Source organism: Chitinophaga silvatica (assembly GCF_003419895.1).
In the GTDB taxonomy this organism is placed as follows: Bacteria; Bacteroidota; Bacteroidia; order Chitinophagales; family Chitinophagaceae; genus Chitinophaga; species Chitinophaga silvatica.
Genome location: NZ_QPMM01000002.1, coordinates 233,208 through 255,581 on the forward strand (window position 1 = coordinate 233,208; position 22,374 = coordinate 255,581).

Below are 22,374 nucleotides of genomic sequence, written 5' to 3' on the forward strand. Positions count from 1 at the left end.
AGGTTAATTGGTTTATCTGAGTAAGGTTACATTCCCTTTTAATTGGAAAAATTCATTCGTATCGCAATAAGCTTCAACAAAGTAGATGTAAACATCTGCTGGCATCGGCTTTCCGTTATAGTTGCCATTCCATCCGGCATTGATATCATCAATATTTATTTTCTCACGATGAAAGACTTCCTGTCCTAAACGATTGAAAATCCGGAATGACTTGATGAAATTGATTCCCTTTCCTCTTACATAGAAGATATCGTTTACGCCATCTCCATTAGGACTAAAAGTATTAGGGATATACATCACATCCGAGTTGCAGACAAGGTCTATATTTACAACATCACTTTTCTTACACCCATATTGGTTGGTTCCCGTAACGCTATAAGTCATGGGTTTACGAACCGCTGCTATAGCGTAAGGGGTATTAGGATTATCGAGGTACTCGGTTGGTGACCAGGTGTATTTTATAACATCCGGGCTACCGCTTGCCCGCAATGAAACGATGCTTCCAACCATCACCGTCTGGTCTTTCCCTGCGTATACCTGTGGCACTGGTTTAACTTCCACTTTTACTGATAACGGTGCGCTCATCGGGCAAATAGGATCATTGGTTCCTGTTACCTGATAGGTAATGTCTTCAATTGGAGTGGTTACCGGATCTGCCACATTATCGTTGGTTAATCCTAATACCGGCGTCCATTTATAGTAGGCTGCACCAGCAGCTTTCAACTGTACTGAGCTTCCGTAACATGCAATAGTATCATTACTTACGGTGAGGTTTACTTTCGGAACTACAGTAATATCTGTTGAGTCCTTCATCATACATCCGTAAACGTTGGATGCCTGTACTATATACCTTGTATTGGTAGTTGGATTGGCAATTGCATCTGTGCAGAAGTTGCAACTAATATTGGTTGTTGTAAGCCATTGAACTGTACCATCAGAAATTGCCTTCAGGGAAACACTATTGCCTTCACAGATTTTTGATTGTGCTGCATTTGCTTTTACAAATGGAGTTGGATTGATGTTGATGGATTTGGTAATGGAATCCTTGCAATTACGGGCATCTACCACTACCAGTTTAACAGACTGATTTCCGGATGCACTAAATTTGGTATCAGGTGGTGGTGTCAGGGCGGTAGAGCTACGTCCATTGCCCAGATCCCATTGCCAGTTTGCAATTGGAATATTGGGTGATGGAATCGTTTGATTCACAAAGGTCACAGGCTGACCAGCACACAGCAACGAGCTGGTTGTGAAGTTGGCCTGTGGTGCGAGAATATTAATATCATTTGTTTTAGTAACAACATCATCGCAATACGCCGGATCTTTATAATGAATAACTAACTGATTCGCAAATAATCCGGCATTGTTCCAGGTTTTGATTTGCGTTTGACTGGTAGTTGTCATGGAGGTGCCATCTCCAAAGTTCCATGTATAGCTCGAAACCAGCCCTAAAGGCACGTTTAATACTTCATAGGTTGCTTTAGTTCCACGGCATATAGCATTTACCCCTGAAGTGAAGTCGGGAATGAAATAGTAAATCTTCTGATAACTACTATGTGAACACGCTTTGCCATTCTCACTAATTGTAAGTCTGACAGTATAATCACCAGGAACAGTATATATATGCGAAGCATCTCTGCTTTTTACAATTGGAGTATTATCTCCGAAATCCCATTCAAAATTAGTGTTGGCAGTAATACCACTCGAGCTATTGGTAAAGATGAACTGACTTTTATTATTACAGTCACGAATGACATTGAACTGGGATATTGGACCTGTAATATCAACGGTAGCAGGAGTTGCAGCGATATAGCAACCATTGTTGCCTGCCTTCATATTTACAGTTAAAGTACCATTGGCATTGAAATTATGTCTGATATCATTTTCCAGACCAATTAGCGTCTGACCATCACCAAAATCCCAGCTATAACTATCCGCATACCTGGCGCTGGCAATTAATCTTACCGGTTCGCCAACGCAAGCAGCCGTTGGTGCCAATGTGAAACTTACGTTGCCAGGAGGATTGCCAGTACGTACTTGTTTGGAAAATGTTTTTGTAACAGTACATCCGCTACCTGTAGTAATAGTTACTCCAACATCATAGGTGCCTGTTTGAGTGTACTGATGCGTTAGATTTCCACCAGATTGAGTCACAGTTTGACCATCCCCGAAATTCCAGGTATAAGAGGTGGTAGGATCATTGGTAGAATTAGTAGAAGTAGCTGTAAATACTGCATTGTATGGTACACAACCGGATACAGGACTGCTCAGCACTACGTCTGGCAGGGATATGTCTATATATTCTGTTTTTTTAAGAGTAGCCTGGCATCCACTACTTGATGTAACAGTAAGCGTTACATCAAATTTACCTGCTTTCGTATAGGCATGCTGAATATACGGATTACTTGTTGTAAGCGTTGTTCCATCGCCAAAATCCCAAACCCGGGTGGCGATATTAGGAGTAGCATCGGTAAAATTAGCAGTATACGTTTTACAGCTTTTGGTAACATCGGCTGAAAAACTGATGACAGGTGTACCACCGATGGTAATATCCTTATAATAACTACTGGTATTAATACCTCCTGGTGTATAATACTGTGCTTCAAGTGTAATTCTTTTTATGCCCCCAGTCGTGAAAGTAATTTGTGGATTAGGTTCAGTCGATGTACGTCCATCCCCAAAATCCCATTTGTACCCTAATGCGGTGCCAGTACTGGTATTTTTGAATGTCAATTCCACTGGCGTACACAAATTGGCCGATGATGCCGTATAACTAAAGTCGGCCTTCTGCGCCAACACATTGCTTACAGAAAGAATAAAAACCAGAAAAGTCCATAAACACTTTGCCTGTAGGTATTTCATAGGGTACACAGGTTTTCCATTTACGATTAATTATACAAATTAACAAAAAATATATATGATTACCTCGTTTTTTTATTACTTGATGAGTGTAACATTACCTTTTATAAGTGTTACTTCTCCTTTATCACACACAATTTCAACATAGTAAACAAATACATCCGGATTAAGTGGCTGTCCTTTGAATTTACCATCCCACCCTTTGGAAGCATCATTGGTATTGCTATTATATCGCTCAAAAATCAACTGTCCCCAGCGGTTGAATATTTTGAAGGCCCGGATGGTCTGCATCCCTTGCCCCCGAACATAAAATATATCATTCATCCCATCTCCATTAGGAGAAAAGGTATTAGGAATAAATACATTACCGGTTTCGCAGACAGTAGATATTTTCAATTCATCCGTAGCCGTACAACCAAATCTGTTAGTCACTTTTACACGATAGGTAATATTTCCTGTTAGTGTAGTTGTAGGAGTAAGGCAATTATAACAGCTTAATCCGGTTTGTGGCGACCATTCAGTGCTAATAATATCTTCACTTGCCTTAGCTGGTATTTGTAGTACCGACCCTGTTGGCAAAACTATATCCGGCCCCAGATCAATCGTTGGAGCGGTGCGAACATAAATTCTTGCTAAAACAGTATCTGTAAAACAGGTATTATCGTTATAGCCTACTACCTGGTAAGTTATGTTCCCATCTGGCTTGGCAACCGGATTGGCAATATCACTTCGATTAAGCCCCCTGTCTGGAATCCATTTATAAGTCAATGCGCCTCCGGTCTGCATTTGAACACTTTCTCCCTGACAAATTTCCTGATCTACTGCATAAATTTTAAAAGGTTGATTAACCTTGATGCCTATTTTTCCGGTATTCGTACATCCATATTGGTTAGTTGCTACAACGCTGTAGGTAGTATCAATATCTGGTGTAACCATTGGATGCAAATCATAGGGATCAGAGATCTTATAATCTGTCCAGACAACATTTACATTATTGTTTGTTAATGCATTCAGTTGTAAGGCAGCGCCTTTACAAATAGTAGCGGTGGTAGGAGTTAGATTTAAATCTGGCGATGGATTAACCACCATCGTGCTATTGGCAACCGAAGGGCAGGAGCCATCCTCATTGGTAATGGTCAGAGATACTGGTATATTACCCGGAGCAGTTAATGAAATCAGTGGCGGCACTACCTGATTATAGGTATTGCTGCCCACTCTCCAGATCCATTTGGCGGTAGGTAAATGACTGTCATCGATCCCGGATAACTGTATTTGTCCACTTACACAAAGCGGATTTATAGGATCTATTGTAGCTTTCGATTGTGTAGGAATCGTTAAGGGCAGCGTCATCTGGTCTTTACAACCATAGGCACTGGTAATTTGTAGTGTTACATTGGCAGCTCCGGGTTGTGGATAATTAAAGGAGCCATCCAGTGTAGTACCGTTGTTATCCGGAGCTCCGGAAACTCCATAATCCCATGCATTGATGAATGGTAATCCGAGCGAATCATTAGTAAGTGTCTTGCTGTTGTTAGGGAACGTGATTAATCCGCCTCCACATGCACTGAAATTGTCTATGCTGAAATCTGCTTTCGCATAATCTACTATAATCTTGTCATTACCCTGGGCTTTAACAATACATCCCTGATCATCTTCCAGTGATACTCTTGGATAATAAATTCCAGGCTTCGTATAAGTATGTGCAGGAGAAGTTGGGGTATTGGTTATTAACACGGAACCGTCGTCAAAATCCCACATATATTTGTTAGTCTTGGCAGCAGTAGCACTAATGCTTATATCCATTGGCACACATCCCTGTGTTGGAGTTGCTTTCATTGCTCCATCAGGCCCTTTAATAGTGATTGGCAGGGTGGTGCTGCTGGTACAGCCTCCATCGGCATACACTGTAAGTTTTACATTATAGGTTATTGCCCTGGTATAAATATGTTCGTCAGGATCATTTTTGGTAGATATACCATTATCTCCGAACTCCCACAAGGCTGATTTGAAATCGGTAGAAGTGTTGGTGAAAAGTACTTTCACCGGTGGACATAAATCCAGGTCTGAAGGAACTGTGAAACTGGCCTGCGGATCGGGTACAGTTATAAAAGCCGGTTTAGTAATCTGATCTGTACATCCATAAACGCTGAGAATACTTAATGTTACATCATAGTTGCCCGGAACCGAATACTTCTTAACCGGTTGTACTCCTGTTCCCGTAGTATTATCACCGAAATCCCAGACATAATCTTTAATGGTGCCGGTAGATTGATCCATGAAATCGAATGTCTTATCCTTACAGGCAATATTTGATGGCGCTGTAAAATCGGCTTTTATTTTTTCGAACTTTACGGGCTTGGTGGTAAATGCTTTACAACCAAATTTATCTGTCAGCGTAAGTTTAACAGTATAGTTGTTATCATTTATATATGCATGGGTAACATTTGCTCCTGTAGTATTATCAGTGGTATTTCCATCTCCAAACTCCCAATGCCAGTCGGTTAATTGATTGCCGGTATTGGTAGTTGAATGATCAGTAAATGTTAAAGGTTCATTTTTACAGAGCTTTCCTGTAAAATCAAAATCCGGAACGGGACCATTTATGGTTACACTTAAAGCGTTGGAAGTACGAACACAATTATTGTTATCGGTGATCGATAATACTATATTATATTGGCCGGGAGTAGTGTAGGTATTGCTTCTACCCTGTGTTGGGTCGAAATTAGCGCCTGGTATATATTCAAGGAAGTTGTATCCCCAATCCCACGTATAGTCCTGAATGTTAGATGCGATCAATGGGCCTAATGTAATATTTACAGGTTCGCCTATACATGCACTATTTTTCGCTGTAGCGATTACTGGTATTTCGTCAATGATATGAATAGTTTCACTGTGAGTAGAAGTACATACGCCATTGTCGATCGTCAGTGTTACTACTTTATCGCCGGTTGTAGTGTAGGTGAAATCGGGATTTGGATCAGTGGAGGTAGCCCCATTTTCTCCAAATTCCCAATACCAGGTTTTAACAGGTGTAGGAATAGGCCCAAATGTTGAATTATCAGTGAATTTCCTGTGATAAGGATTAACACAGTCCGGAGCTGTAGTGAAATTAGCAATTGGTGGGATAATCTGGATATAGTCCAGTTTAACCAGTTGATTTTGACATCCCTTGTGGATGGCCGTTAGAATCACATCATGACTCCCGATTACATTAAATGTGTGATTGGGATTTCGTTCTGAACTGCTGCTATTGTCTTGTGGAAAATCCCATATCCATACAGTTTCATTTACAGGAGTTGAATTGTTGGTAAATTGAATGGGGTCTTTGGCACAAGACTTAAGCGGGTTGGCGGTAAAGTCAATAATAGGCATGGTTCCCGCCTGAAGAGCGGTGGTAGTAGTAGCTTCACATCCACTTTGGGTTTTGATTTTTACGGTTACGATAAAATCTCCTTCATTAATATAAGTATGGGAAACCGGACTTCCTGTGCCGGTAGTTCCATCTCCAAAATCCCATTCATAACTGGCAATTGGTTCTGGAATATTGATGCTTGCATTAAAATTTACAGCCAGAGGAATACAACCTTCAATTACATCAGGCTGTATAGTTGCTTGTGGCTGCACAATACTTATATAGTTGGTTTTACTGATTGTTTGCGTACAACCTTCGGCGTTGGTAGCCTTAAGGCTGATGCTATAGCTGCCAGGTTGAGTGTAGGTATGCGGTGGATTTTCAGCATTAGAAGTACTGCCATCACCAAACGTCCAGTTCCAGGAAGTAGCATTGGCCGACTGAGCATTGAATTGAGTGGTGAAAGGAGCGGTACATGAACTTTGTGGCGTAGCAACAGGATCAATTGTTGGTGATGGGTTTATATGAATTGTTTGGGTGATTTCCTCTTCACAAGCTCCAATTGTTGCTTTCATTTTAATGATATAATCACCCGGTGCATTAAACTGTTTAACTGCATTGTTGGTAAATTGTGTAGTGCCATCCGGGAAAGTCCATAATACATTTGCAGGAATAGGCATAGTAGTATTGGTAAAGATCACAGATTGGCCGGCACATTGATTAGATGCTGTAAAAGAGGGTTTTATTTTTTCTATGACTATATAATCCTTCTTTACCAGAGGTTTGGAGCAGGAAGGAGTATGGGCAGTAAGTGTAACGGTGTATCTTCCTTCCTGGGTATAAGTATGTTGGAAATCCTGACCAGTAGTACCATCTCCATAATCATAGGTATAGGTAACCGGGTCAGGAGAATTATTAACAGTAGAATTGAAGAAGTTGACTGTTAAAGGAGCTGTACAGCTTTGTGTTTTATCGGCTGTAAATGAAGGTGTTGGAGCACTTTCCACTTTAATTGGTACCGGATCACCATTGCTGCTACAATTCATAGTGTTGGTAACAATGCTGATCACATTATAAGTTCCTGCCTGCGTATATGTATGTGCGGCATTAGGACCTGTAGCTCCGCTTCCATCACCGAAATCCCAGGTAATACTTTTAATGCTTCCATCTCCAGGGATAGACTGGTCGGTAAATGAAGCCATAAATGGTGCACAGCCGGAAAGATTCAGGGCATTTATTTTTACGGTTGGTTTGTTATAAACCTGAATATCCAATTGCCGGGTAATCACAACACCCGGATAGGTAGCTGTTAGGGTAACATGATAGATACCAGGGTTCTGAAAAGATTTGGAAGGATTTAACTCGTTGATAACATTGGCGCCAAGTCCAAAGCTCCATTCCAGTTTCTGATATCCGGGATCAGCAGTTGCACTGAAATTAACAAGAAATGGCGGACATCCTGCCATTTTATCTGCCTGTATTGAAACTGTTTGTGCCTTGGCATTGAATGCCAATACAATAAGCATCAGGCTATATAAAAAAATTCGAAGTAGGTTTTTCATTTGACATAGGATGGCCAAGGGGCCGGTTCGGTCATAGGTATGTTCAAAGTATAAAAATAATAATAATGTTTGTAAAACGCATTAGTTTAATGTATATAACCGAATGACCGTAACTTTGCAGAAAGTACTAAGATGAATTTGGACAGTCAATATTGGGATAACAGGTATTTGCATCACGAAACCGGGTGGGATATGGGAGTAGTATCACCTCCTTTAAAATCATATATAGATCAGATCCATAATAAGGATTTGAGTATTATGATTCCTGGTGGAGGAAATAGCTATGAAGCCGCCTATCTGGCAAGTCAGGCTTTTGGTGATGTTACAGTAATTGATATTGCTCCGTCTTTAGTAGAAAAGCTACAGGAACAATTTAAGCATACACGAATAAAGGTGATCTGCGGCGATTTCTTTGAACATACAGGATCATATGACCTGGTGCTGGAACAGACCTTCTTTTGTGCGATTGATCCGGCAAAAAGACCAGAATATGCTGCACATATGTATTCGTTGCTGAAGCCTGGTGGCCATCTGGCAGGTGTGCTTTTCGACAGAACATTCGAACAAAGTGGCCCGCCTTTTGGAGGTAGCCAGGAAGAATATGAAAAATTATTCTCAACATTATTTGACATAAAGACATTACAACCGTGTTACAATTCTCACCCTGCCCGTAAGGGTTGTGAATTGTTTATTAACTTAATGCCGAAAATCAAACACCTATGCGACAATTCGTATTAGCAGTTGCAATAGCACTGTGTTCCACGTCCACGTTAGTAGCCCAACAATCTGGCAGCATTGATGCTGTTGCTTTTGAGAAAGGGATTCAACAGGCTGGTGTACAAATATTTGATGTGCGTACAGCCGGTGAGTTTAGTACAGGTCATTTACCCAACGCTTTACAGGCAGATTATACAAAGCAGGATGAGTTTAAGTCAAGAGTTCAATATCTGGATAAGCAGAAGCCGGTATATGTTTATTGCCTTAGTGGCGGCAGAAGCAGTGCCGCTGCCAAATGGATGCGCGAAAATGGATTTGCCAATGTGGTGGAGCTTCAAGGGGGTATAAATGCCTGGAAACAAGCCGGTAAAGGGCTGGATGGAGTAACAGACAGCAAATCTCAGCAAAGCATTGAAGATTATAACAAGGCTATAGCCGCAAAAGGTTATGTGCTTACAGACGTTGGTGCTAAATGGTGCCCTCCCTGCCGGCAGATGGAACCTGTATTGGAAAAATTCTTCAACTCACATAAGAATGTAAAAAAGGTGTTGGTAGACGGAGGAAAGGATACAGAAATAATGAAATCAATCAATGCTACTACTTTGCCTACTTTCATCATATATAAAGACGGGAAAGAAGTTTGGAGAAAACAGGGCGTATTGGAATTGAAAGAATTAGAGCAGCATGTAACTATATAATGCTATCATCAACATAAAAAAAGACCAGCGCAAAACTGCTCTGGTCTTTTTTATGTTGAAAAATTTATAAGCTATAAATACCACTGTATTTCTTTTTTGCATAGTTCATGAAAGCACTGAACTCCAGTGGCTTTCCTGTAACCCGCTTACATAATTCGTTAGAGGTATAAAACCTGCCAAACGGATGGATATTCGTATGTAACCAGGTCAGGAGTGGTTGGTAATCGCCGGTTGAGATACTTTCATCCAAACCCGGAACCTGTTTTTGTGCAGCTTCAAAAAACTGTGCAGCATAGAAACTTCCTAAAGAATAAGTTGGGAAATATCCAAAGCTGCCATGAGACCAATGTATATCCTGTAAGATGCCTTGCGCATCATTAGGTACCTTGATATGCAAATATTGCTGATAGTACTCATTCCAAACATGATTAAGATCTTTCACATCAATACTTCCGTCCAGCAGCCCCTTCTCAATTTCATACCTGATCATGATGTGGAAATGGTAGGTCAATTCATCGGCTTCGGTACGAATGAGGGATGACTGTACTTTATTAATAGCCTTATAGAAGTCGTGCAGTGATACGGTACGCAGATTTCCAGGGAATAATTCCTGGAGTTGTGGATAACGGGATTGCCAGAAATTGAGGCTTCTGCCAACATTGTTTTCCCAGAGGCGTGATTGAGATTCATGAATTCCCAGACTGGTGGCTTCTCCGCAGGGGAGGCCATATTCATCGGTTGGCAGGCCTTGTTCGTAAAGTGCATGTCCGCCTTCATGAATGCAGCTCCAGGTCATATTGCCAAAATCGTTTTCATCAATTCTGGTGGTAACTCTGACATCCAGTGGGTTAAAGCTGGTAGTGAACGGGTGTTCGGAAATATCCTGTCTACCGGCCTTCATATCATATCCCATTTGTTTAAGCAGGGTAATACCGTAGTTCCATTGAGCATCTTTCCCATAATGGAGATGTAGGAAATCCTTGTTTATTTCAGGTTTCAGCTCAATTTCTTCGAGTAGGGGAACCAGGGAAGTCTTAACCTCTTTGAAGATAGCATCCAGTTCAGTGGTGGTCATGCCTTTCTCATATTCATTGAGCAGGGCATTATAAGGGTGACCGGTATATCCCAGCAGTTCGGCTTCCTGTTTTTTCAGGTCCACCATTTTGGCAAGAGCAGGAGCATAGATCTGGTAGTCATTTGCTTTCCTGGCTTTTATCCATGCATGATAGCATTCGTTTGTAATATTGGAAAGGGCGGCGACCAGTTCGGCCGGGTATTTTTTATTTTTTTCCACATCTTCGAGAGAAAGCTCAACATTTTTCAGCTCCACTGGGTTAAGATCGGAGTTTTGGTGCAGAGATCGGATGATCTGTTCAAGGTCTGGCGACGTAAATAATTCATGGGCAATACCGCTGAGAGTAGTGATTTGTTGTCCTCTGAATTCGGCGCCTTTTTCGGGCAGGTAGGTTTCCTGATCCCATCCCAGTACAGCAATCGCATTTTTAACATCTGCGATTTTTTGCATTTTTATTTTATAATCTGCATATTGTTCTGCTGTAGATTTGTTGCCAGCCATAAAAAATAATTTTTTACAAATTTAGGTTGATGCTATAATTTTCCGAGATATGAAGATAAAAGAGATTATTCAGGTTATAGAAGCTTATGCTCCACCGGTTTATCAGGAGAGCTATGATAATGCCGGGTTAATTTTCGGGGATCCGCAAACGGAGGTGACCCAGGTGCTGCTAACCTTAGATACCACGGAAGCCGTAATAGACGAGGCAATAGCGAAGGGGTGCAATTTGGTGATTGCGCATCATCCGATAGTATTTGGGGGATTAAAGAAGATTAATGGAAAGAATTATGTTGAAAGGGTGGCTATAAAAGCTATTAAAAACGATATAGCGGTTTATGCGGCTCATACGAATCTGGATAATGTGAGGAATGGGGTATGTATGGAAATGTCGGCCAGGCTGGGGTTGACAGATTACCGTGTTTTACAGCCAAAGAAGGGGCTGTTGAAGAAGTTATACACATTTGTGCCACAGGCGGAGGCAGAAAAGGTGAGATCGGCTTTATTTGAAGCAGGGGCCGGGCATATTGGAAACTATAGTGAGTGTAGTTTTAACGGGGCAGGAGAAGGAACTTTTAAAGCGGGGGAGGGAACAGATCCTTATGTAGGGGTTCAGGGTCAGAGACATTTTGAAGCAGAAATAAAATTGGAAGTAATTTTTCCGGTATATTTGGAAGGCAAAATTTTGCAGGCCCTGTTAAGTCATCATCCGTATGAGGAGGTGGCATATGATATAGTGGCTTTGGAGAATGCTTATTCGCAGGTTGGTTCGGGAATGGTAGGGCTTTTACCGGAGGCTATGGATGAGATGGCCTTTTTGCAGCTGGTAAAGGATCGATTTGGGGCGGGATGCGTAAGATATACCCCGTTGAGAGGTAAGCAGGTTAAGAAAGTGGCGTTATGTGGAGGTGCCGGCAGCTTTTTATTAAAGTCGGCGATTAGTTCGGGAGCGGATGCCTTTGTTTCTTCAGACTTTAAGTATCACGAATTTTTTGATGCTGAAAATCAATTAATTATAGCAGATATCGGACATTTTGAGAGCGAGCAGTTTACAGTGGAATTATTTTATCATATATTGACTGAAAAATTCCGTAATTTTGCGCCTCTAAAATCTACGATTAAAACAAACCCGGTAAATTATTTATAATACATGGCAACTGTAAAAGAATACTCCGTTGAAGAAAAATTAGCCTCTGTACTCAGATTGCAGAAGATTGATTCCAAGCTGGATGGAATCCAGGTGTTGAAAGGGGAGTTGCCGATGGAGGTAAAAGACCTGGAAGACGAGATCGAAGGTTTAAATACCCGTCAGGCACACATTGAAAACGAGGTGAAAGGAATTCAAGACTTCGTTGCCAGCAAGAAAAACGCTATCAAAGATGCGGAAGCGCTGATCAAGAAGTATGAGAAGCAGCAAGACAATGTAAAGAATAACCGTGAGTTTGAAGCAATTACCAAGGAAATGGAAATGCAGGCCCTTGAAATCAAATTGGCAGAAAAGCATATTAAAGATGCCAATGAAGAGATTAAGGATAAGAGCAGAGTCCTGGAAATGGCTAAGAAAGCGATTGCTGACAAAGAAGCTAACCTTAAGCACAAGAAAGGCGAACTAGAAAAGATCATAGCTGAAACAGATAAAGAAGAGAAAGCTTATCGCAAAGAAAGTGAGGAAGCTAAAACTAAAGTAGATCCACGCTTATTGCAGGCTTACGAGAAAATCCGTAAAAATTACCGTAACGGTCTGGCTGTGGTAACAGTAGAGCGTGATTCCTGCGGTGGTTGCTTCAATGCGATTCCTCCTCAACGTCAGGCTGAAATTCGTCAACACAAGAAAATTATCGTTTGTGAACATTGTGGCCGTATCCTGGTAGATAACGACCTGGATGCCACTGTCACTATTTAATAAACGACAGACAAACAGTATTTTAAACGGTTAATGGCTTATAGCTGTTAACCGTTTTTTCATGCCAGAACTTTCTTTTATTTCTGTAGTTATAATTAAAGGAATTTTTACGCTTTATATTTTTTCCCAATATTTTTAGTTTTGTTTTACTAAATTTATTAGCTTTGTGCCAGCCTGCCACTACGCAGGTAGCATGCGTAAAAGTTCTTTTATTTTATGGCAGGGAATTGGATAAGCGATTAGGCATAAATTGTGAATTGTTTTTGGGATGTGCAGCGATTATGTGAGATTTGACCATTAATTGTAGGAATACTTGCCCTTATGCGTATTATTTTTTCTTTGTTGCTATTGCTGAATGTATTGAATGTTAGCGCCAGACAGAAAGTCTACGATTTTAATCCTCGCTGTGAACAAGCCTATGATGCTATCATGCAGCTACGGCTAAACGCAGGTAGAGCTTTGCTGGAGGCAGAAAAAAGAGAACATCCTGATAATTTAGCACCCTATTTCCTGGATAATTATGCAGACTTTTTTACGCTCTTCTTTAATGAAGACCCTTCAGAATATTCCCGTAAAAGAAGTATGCGTTCTTTCCGATTAAGTAAAATGGAGGAAGGCTCGTCAGATTCTCCCTACTACTTGTATACGCAAGCTGCTATCAAGTTTCAATGGGCGATGATCAAAATTAAATTCGACGAAAAATGGGATGCTACCTGGGAAGTACGGAAAGCTTATATGCTCCTGAAAGAAAACCAGCAGAAATTCCCTGATTTCGTTCCTAATAATTTATTGATGGGAGCCATGCAAACAGTGTTTGGAACTATCCCCGAAGGTTATAAATGGATTACCAACATCCTGGGCCTGAAAGGAAGCATTAAACAAGGAATGGCCAATGTGAACAAGTTTATTGAAAGCGGCGCTCCGGAAGCAAAATTATTCAGGGAAGAGTCTTATTACTATTACTGCTATCTCACATTGTTTATTGTGAATAAGCCCGAAGAAACCTGGGCATTTTTGCAAAGAAAACAGTTAGATACTAAAAATAACTACCTGTTTGCCTTAATGGTGGCTAACCTGGCATTAAACAATCAGAAAGCTGCCATGGGATTGAAGGTAATGGAGGAAAGAAACGATACGCCGGAATACGCTGATATTGAATATTATAATTATGTAGTTGGGTTACTAAAACTCAGCAGACTGGATCCCGATGCGCATGTTTATCTTGAAAAATTCATTAATAGTTTTAAAGGTAAATTTTATGTGAAAGAATGTCTGCAACGCCTTAGCTGGTTCTATTTTCTGGAAGGAAATCAGGCAATGGCCAATAAATACCGGGCAATGATCCTGACTAAAGGCGGAACCGAAACCGATGCAGACAAACAGGCTTTGAAAGAAGCTAAAACAACTAAATGGCCTAATCCTTTTTTACTTAGAGTTAGATTACTAAGCGATGGAGGATTTTTCAACAAGGCCTTAACTTTGCTCTTATCCAAAAAAGTTTCCGAATTCACCGCTTTAGAAGATAAACTGGAATATGCTTATCGACTAGGCCGTATTTATGATGAAAACGGACAGGATGATCAGGCAATTACCATGTACGAGGCCACAGTAAAGGTAGGGAGCAACCGCCCTGAATACTATGCTGCAAGAGCAGCCCTCCAAATGGGATACATATACGAAAAACGTAGAGATAAAACCAAAGCCCAGGAATGTTATCAGCAATGTCTGAACATGAAAGGGCATGATTATAAAAACTCCCTCGACCAAAGAGCCAAAGCCGGGCTACAGCGGTTGAGCGGATCCTGACCTAGAAGTTTAAAATTAACGACTGTTCCTTCCTTTGGTTGGTAAGTCAATCCGGGCAGCCGGGCATTTTACATTACTTATGTTACAGCGATTAACTATCAGGAATTACGCTATTATCGATTATCTGGAAGTCGATTTTTCCCAAAATCTCAACGTGATCACCGGTGAAACCGGTGCGGGTAAATCTATTCTCCTGGGTGCTCTTTCCCTAATCCTGGGCGACAGAGCCGATCCTGGCGTTTTATTCGATAAAACTGGGAAATGTATTATCGAAGGGTTCTTCAAAGTGAAAAAAGCGCAGGTGCTTTCTTTCTTTGAAAAACATGAACTCGACCTGGAAGAACTCCTCATTATCCGGCGTGAAATAAGTGCATCCGGCAAATCCCGTGCATTCGTTAACGATACTCCCGTTAATATATCACAACTCGGTGAACTAAGTACTTACCTGGTAGATCTGCATCAGCAGTTCGATACCCTCGCACTGGCAAATGCCGATTTTCAACGGGAAGTAATTGATGCCCTGGTAAATAAACCCGTTGTCTTACAAGAATATCAACAAGTTTATTCACAATATGCACAGGTGCAAAAGCGATATAAACACCTGGTTGAAAGCAGAGATAGCGCTAACAAGGAACTTGATTATAATCGTTTTCTGCTGGATGAGCTGACAGAAGCTAATTTCTATCAGAATGAAGTTGAGGACCTGGATGCTGAGCTGCAAACCCTCAGCCATGCCGAAGAAATTAAGAATACCCTGAATCGTATTTACTTTCAGCTTAAAGAAGATGAACAACCAATTCTTCAGCAAATAAAACAACTACAGGCCTCCCTGAATGGCTTGGCGAACTTCCATAAGGAAATTCCCGGTTTAGCAGAGCGATTATTATCGACTTATGTTGAACTGCAGGATATTTCCGGGGAAATAGAAGGGATCAACGACCAGGTATTTTATGATGCTGCCAGAATAGAAGTCGTAAATGAAAGACTTACTATGGGGTATCGCCTGTTCAAAAAGCATAGCGTTCAAACAACCAATGAATTACTGGAAATAAAAGAGGCACTGTCAACAAAGGTTGCCGATGTTTTAAACCTCGACGATCAGTTACTGGCGCTGGAACAGGAGCAGACAAGATTACAGGAACATTTGCTGCAAACGGCAGCCATTATTACTGCACATCGGCAGGAACAGGCAATGCCATTTGCTCAACGTGTCAATGAATTGCTGGCCCAGGTAGGCATGCCAAATGCCAGATTGAAGGTCGATATTCTTGTTGGTGAACTGAATCCGCATGGTCAGGATACTATCGATTTCCTGTTCGATGCCAATAAAAGCAATCAATTTGCGCCAGTGGGTAAGGTGGCTTCCGGCGGTGAGTTAAGCCGGATTATGCTGTGTATTAAGTCTCTGGTTGCTAAATCAGTGGCTTTACCAACCCTCATTTTTGATGAAATTGATACTGGTATTTCCGGAGAAGCCGCCCGTCAGGTAGGTATTATTCTGAAAGATTTGGCTAAATCTCATCAAATCATCTGTATTACACATCAGCCGCAGATTGCCGGTAAGGCAGATGCTCATTATTTTGTCTTTAAAGATGCAAAGGCAGATAAAGTGACTACCAGCGTACGTTTATTGTCGGTGGAGGAACGTGTAAATAAAATTGCTCAGATGCTTAGCGGTGAAAAACCAACTGCTGCAGCGCTTGAGAATGCACGTGAAATGCTGACGAGTTTCTAGCTCGCGATGCTCGCGTTTTTCTCGCAAAGAAGCAAAGAAGCAAAGAGGCATAAGGATCAAAGCGGATGTTTTCAAGAGCTATTGACCGATTTCTTTTATAATTGGAGCGAATCGGAAGTCCTTAAAAACATCCGCTTTGATCCTTATGCCTCTTTGCTTCTTTGCTTCTTTGCGAGAAACTACTATTTTTGCCGAAATTAATTTTTGACCAAATGGCTCATAACTTATTAAAAGGGAAGAAAGGTATCATTTTCGGTGCATTAGATGAAAAGTCTATTGCATGGAGAACTGCACTTCGTTGTGTAGAAGAAGGCGCTGAAATTGTGCTTACCAATGCCCCTATTGCCCTCCGTATGGGTGAGATCAACAAACTTGCGGAAACTTGTAAAGCACCTGTAATTCCTGCGGATGTTACCAATATGGATGATCTGACCAACCTGTTCAACAAATCTATGGAGCATTTTGGTGGCAAGATCGATTTCGTGCTCCACTCAGTAGCAATGGGTATGAATATCCGTAAAGGCAGAAGTTATATGGATCTGGATTACGATTTCAATCACAAAACCTTCGATATTTCTGCAATTTCATTACACCGCGTTCTGCAAACAGCTTACAAGCTCGATGCATTAAACGAATGGGCTTCTGTAATTGCATTATCTTATATAGCTGCTCAACGCGTATTCCCTGACTACGGCGAAATGGCCGATGCTAAAGCATTACTCGAGTCTATTGCCCGCAGTTTTGGTTATCACTACGGTACTCATAAGAAAGTACGTATCAATACCATCTCTCAATCTCCTGTTAAAACAACTGCAGGTGGTGGGGTAAAAGGTTTTGATGGCTTTATGGCTTATGCAGAGAATATGAGCCCTCTTGGTAATGCAACTGCAGACGAATGCGCTAATTATGCAGTGGCATTGTTCTCAGACCTTACCAAAATGGTTACTATGCAGAATTTGTTCCATGATGGAGGTTTCTCCTTTACCGGAGTTTCTCAGGGAGTTATTAATCAGATGGAGAAATAATTACAAATGGGTATGGCCTGGCCATACCTTTTTTGTTTAAAAAATAAAAAGCCGTTTCCTTCCGGGAACGGCTTAAATATTATTTGTCATAGTGTGGGAGAACAATAAACAAACACTTGTCTAATACTCATCTTCATTAAAGAAGAAGTCGTCTTGGGACGGATAATCAGACCAAATATCTTCAATCCCCTCGTAAATTTCTCCCTCATCCTCCAGCTCCTGAAGGTTCTCGATTACTTCGATCGGTGCACCGGAACGAATGGCGTAGTCGATAAGTTCGTCTTTTGTAGCTGGCCATGGAGCGTCCTCCAGGTATGAAGCTAATTCTAATGTCCAGTACATCGTATTAAAATTTTTACTTTTTAATTTTCCGCAAAAGTATTATTTAATTTGAAATAAACAACTTTTACTATTTTATTGGTTAATTACGTTTCTTTGGGTTATGCTAACCGCTCGCAATCTTACCAAAAATTATTCCAATTTACCCATTCTGAAAGGGGTAGATATTACTGTTGGCAAAGGAGAAATCGTAACCATCGTAGGCTCTTCAGGCGCTGGGAAAAGCACTTTGCTGCATATTCTTGGCACACTGGATACTCCCTCTTCAGGAGAAATTTTTCTGAATGATGTCAATCTGGCCGATCTGAAAGGCGACTCATTGGCCGATTTCAGGAACCGGCATATAGGCTTTATCTTTCAGTTCCATCACCTTTTACCAGAATTTTCAGCACTCGAGAATGTTTGCATTCCAGGCTATATTGCTGGTACCAAAAAGAGTGAGGTCAAAGAAAAAGCACTTTTCCTCCTCGAAACGCTTGGCCTCCAACACCGGTTAGATAATAAGCCCAATCAGTTGTCGGGCGGTGAACAACAACGCGTTGCCGTTGCCCGTGCCCTGATCAACAATCCGGATGTGGTGATGGCCGATGAACCGACAGGCAATTTAGACTCTAAGAATGCTTATGAACTGCACCACCTCTTTTTGGAGTTAAGGGATAAACTGAAGCAAACTTTCATCATAGTAACGCACAACGAAGAACTGGCGCCAATGAGCGACAGGCAGCTGGTGATGAAAGATGGAAGAATTATTTAATGACCAAAGATATCTGCGGCTGCCTTAAAAGTCTGACAGTGGGCATTCACCACATCCCTTACCTGCGGGGAGTATCCTCCTCCCATTGCTACGGCACAGGGAATCTGATGTTTATATAGGCATTCAAAAACCAGCTCGTCACGCTGCCGGCAGCCATCTGGAGTTACTTTCAATTTTCCGAATTTATCTGTTTCCAGGATATCTACCCCTGAAAGATAAAATACGAGATCAGGCTTCACCTGGTTTATCAACTTAGGCAGGGCTCCGGCCAATAAACCCAGATAGGCAGATGTATCCATTCCGTCCTGCAATGGAATATCCCAATCCGACACCTCTTTGTGGAATGGATAGTTATGTGCACCATGCATACTAAACGTATATACATTGGGGTTATTGGCAAAGATAGCCGCACTGCCATTCCCCTGATGCACATCCAAATCAATGATCAGCGCCTGCTTAATTTTTTTCTGTTCCAGCAGATAATTGGCCGCTACGGCAAAATCATTCAACAAACAAAATCCTTCTCCTCTGTCTGCAAATGCATGATGGGTACCTCCGGCGATATTTAAACCTATACCATGCTCAAGCGCATGCAACGCAATATCAATCGTACCTTGAGTAATTACAATTTCTCTTAATGTTAATGCAGGAGATTGCGGAAAACCTATTTTTCTCTGCTCCCTGGCCGGTAAGGTCTGGTCTCTTAGTTGCTGCCAATAGGATTTGCTATGGGTTAAACAAATAACCTCTTCCGCAGCAGGTGCAGGTTCAAAGAGGTGTTCAGCCTGAATAACACCTTCTCTCAGCAACTGCTCTGGTATTAATTCATACTTAACCATCGGAAAGCGATGATCGGCCGGTAACGGATGTGTATAAATCGGATGATATGCTATTTTCATGAATGTATGGTTCACTGCGCCCGAATTATGGATTTTCCGGCTATTACAAACACGATGTCATCTTCTGAGGGGTTAATGTTCGCATGGCCAGTAAAGTGTCCGAAAGCGGGTAAAATGCCGCAATGTTCACCAAAATAGAAGCAGGGTACTCTCAGTCGCTGCTTGCCGGCCCCCTGCATTACAAACGCCGGATGTAAATGCCCCGAAAAAGTATATTTATACCCATTAGCCTCTTCACAAGGTTCATGGATGAAGTGAATATCCCTTATTGTCAGCGTATCATGCACATTTATTGCTAATTGTTCGTATACGGATTCTGCCATGATATCATGATTTCCTTCAACTAAATCAAAATCAATATTTGCAAATTGCTGGCGCCAGATCTTAAAATACTGCACTTCATTATTCTCTGCACTATGAAACATATCGCCTACAATGATGATCCTCCGGGGCAGAAATTTGATGATCAGCTGCTGTAACCTAAATAAGTCTTCCTCGCCAATACCCGATGGTACGGCAATCCCCGACTTACGGAAATGCGTTGCCTTACCCAGATGAAGATCTGATACAATCAATGCTTTTTCTTCTTCCCAAAAAATAGCCCGCTCGGCCAACAAATGCCAATGCTGATCCTGAAAGTTAAATATTTCCCCTACCACTGAACCTTGTATTTAATGGGGTGCAAATTATTAATTTCTTAACCGTTCACCGCTATCAATTTTTTGATACGGTCTTCCAGCTTTTCACTGGTCATAGTATCTCTTAAACTATCTACCTTAATCGGGAAGCAGAATGGTGTAAGCTTCTCAGGGGTGGTGATTACAATATGGCTAACTGCAATACGCTCAAGGGTTTCTCTTAACCTGGCCTCTTCCATCTGGTAGAAGAATGCCTCGTTAAAGGCTTGGCGAAGCAAAAGATTATCGGGATCATAATCCTTAAAAACATTAAACAACAAGGAGGCCGAAGATTGTAAGTGCCTGTTGGCTTTATGTTTACCCGGATAGCCCTGAAATATCAGTCCGGCTATCACTGCTATGTCTCTGAATTTCCTTCTGGCCATTTCTGTAGCGTTAACACTGGTCTGAAGTTCTGTCAGCAGATTATCTGTAGTAAATAATGCTTTGGCATTCTCTATAGTTAATGGGATTGGCTGGTCAGATAAAAGCTCAAACCCATAGTCATTCATCGCTATGGAAAAAGTGATCGGTTGTATCTGGCTGATTCGGTATGCTAATAATGCAGCCATTACTTCGTGTACCAACCTTCCTTCGAAAGGATAAACAAAAAGATGGTAACCATCTTTTGTAGTTATTTTTTCAACCAGCAATTCATTATCCTTAGGTATATGTGATAATGTTTCCTGTAAATTGAAAAGCGGCTGCAATGCGATTAATTCAGGGTCTTTGGTGCGCCCGGAAAGTGCCTCATTGAATTTCTGCCTGAGCATCCTGCCCAGGTTCGAAGACAGCGGAATTCGGCCTCCCTGGTAACTTGGCACTATTGTTTTTTTAGCATTGGATTTACGCACCAGTACTGTCATGTCTTTGATCATCACAAATTCCAGGTTTCGTCCGGCCAGTGTAAAGGTATCACCAGCCTGCAATCTGGATATAAATCCTTCTTCTATTACGCCTACGTAGCCTCCACTGAGAAATTTCACTTTAAGCATAGCATCGCTCACGATGGTACCAATATGCAGCCGGTGCCGCATTGCCATAGTTCGATTCCTGCAGATATAGAAATCGCCTGTTCTTTCTACTTTTTTAAATTCATCATACCCGCCAAGTGCATCTCCTCCGGTTGTGAGAAAAGCCAGTAACCATATCCATTCCTCTTCTGTAAGATCCTGGTAGCAAAAGGTTTTCTTTACTTCTTCAAAGATTTCATCAGAATTAAAGCCTTCCGATACAGCAAGGGTCATCAGGTACTGAAGTAATACATCGAAAGCCAACATCACCGGCATTCGGCTTTCGATAAGATCTTCTTCCATAGCAGCTTTTAATGCAGCCGCTTCCACTAATTCCAATGCATGGGTAGGTAAAAAGAATATTTTACTCACAGCTCCAGGTTGATGGCCGCTACGTCCGGCTCTTTGCAGAAACCGGGCTACTCCTTTAGGGCTACCTACCTGAATAACACTGTCGACCGGCCGGAAATCTACTCCCAAATCCAGACTGGCAGTACAAACCACTGCCTTTAGTATACCATTGTGTAAGGCTTCTTCCACCCAAATTCTCAATTCCTGATCAATAGATCCATGATGCAATGCCAGGGCTCCTGCCAGCATTGGATCATACTTCAGTAATGCCTGATACCAGATTTCTGATTGAGAACGGGTATTGGTAAAGATCAGGGTAGTTTGGCTTTCTTCAATAACTGGCAATGCCTGAGGCAACATTCGTATTCCTAAATGTCCGGCCCAGGGGTAGTTTTCAATTTCTTCGGGAATAACACTTTTGAGTGCAATATTCTTTTTAAGATTAGATCTGATGATTATTCCATTTCCGTGATAAGGCCCCAATAATACTTCGAGTGCTTCATCCAGGTTGCCAATGGTGGCTGAAATACCCCACACTTTAAGTTCACCGGCTTTGAGTCCTTTAAGTCTGCTAAGTGCCAGTTCTACCAATACGCCTCTTTTACTGCCTATCAGTTCGTGCCACTCATCCACTACCACTGTATGCAGCTTTTTAAATACAGCCGGGTATTCTTTCTGAGCTAATAACAAATGCAGACTTTCGGGGGTGATGATCAAGACTTCCGGCATTTGTCGTTTTTGGGCAGCACGGGTAGCTACAGCTGTATCTCCGCTTCGAATACCTACCTGCCATGGAATATCCAGTTCCTGTAATGCGGCTTCCATTGCTCTGCCAAGGTCTTTGGCCAGGGCACGCAAAGGAGTTACCCACAAAAGTTGCAGGCCATTTTTTGTTTTACTCTTATAATCTTTTGGATGATTATCAATCCAGGAGATCACGGCTCCTAAAAAGAGAGAGAATGTTTTTCCGAATCCTGTGGGAGCATTCACAATACCTGATTTGCCCTGCAAATAGGCTTTCCATGCATCTTCCTGGAATTTAAAGGGTTTGAGTTCCTTATCTTCCAGCCATTTATTAATCACTTTCCAGCCACCCGAACGTTGTTGCATG

General features: G+C 41.6%; 15 protein-coding genes. 8 read left to right on the top strand and 7 right to left on the bottom strand.

The features are described 5' to 3' along the window. Positions 1 to 12: 12 nt before the first annotated feature. Both DVR12_RS05285 and DVR12_RS05290 read right to left on the bottom strand, forming a co-directional pair. Positions 13 to 2,862 (bottom strand): PKD domain-containing protein, encoded by a 2,850-nt coding sequence (locus tag DVR12_RS05285; protein WP_116974427.1) that lies wholly within the window; start codon positions 2,860 to 2,862, stop codon positions 13 to 15. A gap of 75 nt (positions 2,863 to 2,937) precedes the next feature. Beyond that, complete coding sequence (locus tag DVR12_RS05290) at positions 2,938 to 7,773, bottom strand: PKD domain-containing protein (RefSeq protein WP_116974428.1); 4,836 nt, start codon at positions 7,771 to 7,773, stop codon at positions 2,938 to 2,940. A gap of 132 nt (positions 7,774 to 7,905) precedes the next feature. Between DVR12_RS05290 and DVR12_RS05295 the strand changes: the two genes are divergently transcribed. Then, positions 7,906 to 8,511: a methyltransferase domain-containing protein gene (locus DVR12_RS05295; protein ID WP_116974429.1), complete on the top strand. Its 606-nt coding sequence runs from the start codon at positions 7,906 to 7,908 to the stop codon at positions 8,509 to 8,511. Next, on the top strand, positions 8,493 to 9,188 hold the full coding sequence (locus DVR12_RS05300) for a rhodanese-like domain-containing protein (RefSeq protein ID WP_116974430.1): 696 nt from the start codon (positions 8,493 to 8,495) through the stop codon (positions 9,186 to 9,188). The genes DVR12_RS05295 and DVR12_RS05300 overlap by 19 nt, the downstream gene beginning before the upstream one ends. A gap of 64 nt (positions 9,189 to 9,252) precedes the next feature. On the opposite strand, the gene DVR12_RS05305 is transcribed toward DVR12_RS05300, so the two are convergent. After that, positions 9,253 to 10,764 (bottom strand): carboxypeptidase M32, encoded by a 1,512-nt coding sequence (locus DVR12_RS05305; RefSeq protein ID WP_116974431.1) that lies wholly within the window; start codon positions 10,762 to 10,764, stop codon positions 9,253 to 9,255. 49 nt (positions 10,765 to 10,813) lie between these two features. Between DVR12_RS05305 and DVR12_RS05310 the strand changes: the two genes are divergently transcribed. From DVR12_RS05310 to DVR12_RS05330, 5 genes are all read left to right on the top strand, one after another. Next, positions 10,814 to 11,908, top strand: a complete 1,095-nt coding sequence (locus DVR12_RS05310; RefSeq protein WP_116974432.1) for a Nif3-like dinuclear metal center hexameric protein — start codon at positions 10,814 to 10,816, stop codon at positions 11,906 to 11,908. Between the two features lie 3 nt (positions 11,909 to 11,911). Then, positions 11,912 to 12,664 carry a zinc ribbon domain-containing protein gene (locus DVR12_RS05315; protein ID WP_116974433.1) on the top strand — a complete coding sequence of 251 codons (753 nt, stop codon included), beginning with the start codon at positions 11,912 to 11,914 and terminating at the stop codon, positions 12,662 to 12,664. A 321-nt stretch (positions 12,665 to 12,985) separates the two neighbouring features. Then, entirely contained in the window at positions 12,986 to 14,470 is a 1,485-nt protein-coding gene (locus tag DVR12_RS05320; protein WP_116974434.1) for a tetratricopeptide repeat protein, read from the top strand. Between the two features lie 79 nt (positions 14,471 to 14,549). After that, positions 14,550 to 16,205: a DNA repair protein RecN gene (gene recN, locus DVR12_RS05325; protein WP_116974435.1), complete on the top strand. Its 1,656-nt coding sequence runs from the start codon at positions 14,550 to 14,552 to the stop codon at positions 16,203 to 16,205. A gap of 212 nt (positions 16,206 to 16,417) precedes the next feature. After that, positions 16,418 to 17,230: an enoyl-ACP reductase FabI gene (locus DVR12_RS05330; protein ID WP_116974436.1), complete on the top strand. Its 813-nt coding sequence runs from the start codon at positions 16,418 to 16,420 to the stop codon at positions 17,228 to 17,230. A 120-nt stretch (positions 17,231 to 17,350) separates the two neighbouring features. Here DVR12_RS05330 and DVR12_RS05335 read toward each other — a convergent pair whose 3' ends face one another. Then, the gene (locus DVR12_RS05335; protein WP_012794455.1) at positions 17,351 to 17,572 is read right to left on the bottom strand and encodes a DUF2795 domain-containing protein; all 222 of its coding nucleotides are present in this window, start codon (positions 17,570 to 17,572) and stop codon (positions 17,351 to 17,353) included. 100 nt (positions 17,573 to 17,672) lie between these two features. Between DVR12_RS05335 and DVR12_RS05340 the strand changes: the two genes are divergently transcribed. Further along, a complete protein-coding gene (locus tag DVR12_RS05340) occupies positions 17,673 to 18,323 on the top strand; it encodes an ABC transporter ATP-binding protein (RefSeq protein WP_116974437.1) in 651 nt (216 codons plus the stop codon). Here the strand turns inward: DVR12_RS05340 and DVR12_RS05345 are convergent. From DVR12_RS05345 to DVR12_RS05355, 3 genes are read right to left on the bottom strand one after another with little or no spacing between them, the layout of a single operon-like run. Next, complete coding sequence (locus tag DVR12_RS05345) at positions 18,320 to 19,222, bottom strand: histone deacetylase family protein (protein ID WP_116974438.1); 903 nt, start codon at positions 19,220 to 19,222, stop codon at positions 18,320 to 18,322. The two genes, DVR12_RS05340 and DVR12_RS05345, sit on opposite strands and share 4 nt — an antisense overlap. Before the next feature lie 11 nt (positions 19,223 to 19,233). After that, positions 19,234 to 19,881, bottom strand: coding sequence for a ligase-associated DNA damage response endonuclease PdeM (gene pdeM, locus DVR12_RS05350; RefSeq protein ID WP_116974439.1), 648 nt, complete (start codon positions 19,879 to 19,881; stop codon positions 19,234 to 19,236). A gap of 38 nt (positions 19,882 to 19,919) precedes the next feature. After that, positions 19,920 to 22,373: a ligase-associated DNA damage response DEXH box helicase gene (locus DVR12_RS05355; protein ID WP_116974440.1), complete on the bottom strand. Its 2,454-nt coding sequence runs from the start codon at positions 22,371 to 22,373 to the stop codon at positions 19,920 to 19,922. Position 22,374 lies beyond the last annotated feature (1 nt).

Coding starts and splice junctions, on each gene's coding strand:
- DVR12_RS05285 (WP_116974427.1), bottom strand. CDS start 2,862: ATGAAATACCTACAGGCAAAGTGTTTATGGACTTTTCTGGTTTTTATT.
- DVR12_RS05290 (WP_116974428.1), bottom strand. CDS start 7,773: ATGAAAAACCTACTTCGAATTTTTTTATATAGCCTGATGCTTATTGTA.
- DVR12_RS05295 (WP_116974429.1), top strand. CDS start 7,906: ATGAATTTGGACAGTCAATATTGGGATAACAGGTATTTGCATCACGAA.
- DVR12_RS05300 (WP_116974430.1), top strand. CDS start 8,493: ATGCGACAATTCGTATTAGCAGTTGCAATAGCACTGTGTTCCACGTCC.
- DVR12_RS05305 (WP_116974431.1), bottom strand. CDS start 10,764: ATGGCTGGCAACAAATCTACAGCAGAACAATATGCAGATTATAAAATA.
- DVR12_RS05310 (WP_116974432.1), top strand. CDS start 10,814: ATGAAGATAAAAGAGATTATTCAGGTTATAGAAGCTTATGCTCCACCG.
- DVR12_RS05315 (WP_116974433.1), top strand. CDS start 11,912: ATGGCAACTGTAAAAGAATACTCCGTTGAAGAAAAATTAGCCTCTGTA.
- DVR12_RS05320 (WP_116974434.1), top strand. CDS start 12,986: ATGCGTATTATTTTTTCTTTGTTGCTATTGCTGAATGTATTGAATGTT.
- recN (WP_116974435.1), top strand. CDS start 14,550: ATGTTACAGCGATTAACTATCAGGAATTACGCTATTATCGATTATCTG.
- DVR12_RS05330 (WP_116974436.1), top strand. CDS start 16,418: ATGGCTCATAACTTATTAAAAGGGAAGAAAGGTATCATTTTCGGTGCA.
- DVR12_RS05335 (WP_012794455.1), bottom strand. CDS start 17,572: ATGTACTGGACATTAGAATTAGCTTCATACCTGGAGGACGCTCCATGG.
- DVR12_RS05340 (WP_116974437.1), top strand. CDS start 17,673: ATGCTAACCGCTCGCAATCTTACCAAAAATTATTCCAATTTACCCATT.
- DVR12_RS05345 (WP_116974438.1), bottom strand. CDS start 19,222: ATGAAAATAGCATATCATCCGATTTATACACATCCGTTACCGGCCGAT.
- DVR12_RS05355 (WP_116974440.1), bottom strand. CDS start 22,373: ATGCAACAACGTTCGGGTGGCTGGAAAGTGATTAATAAATGGCTGGAA.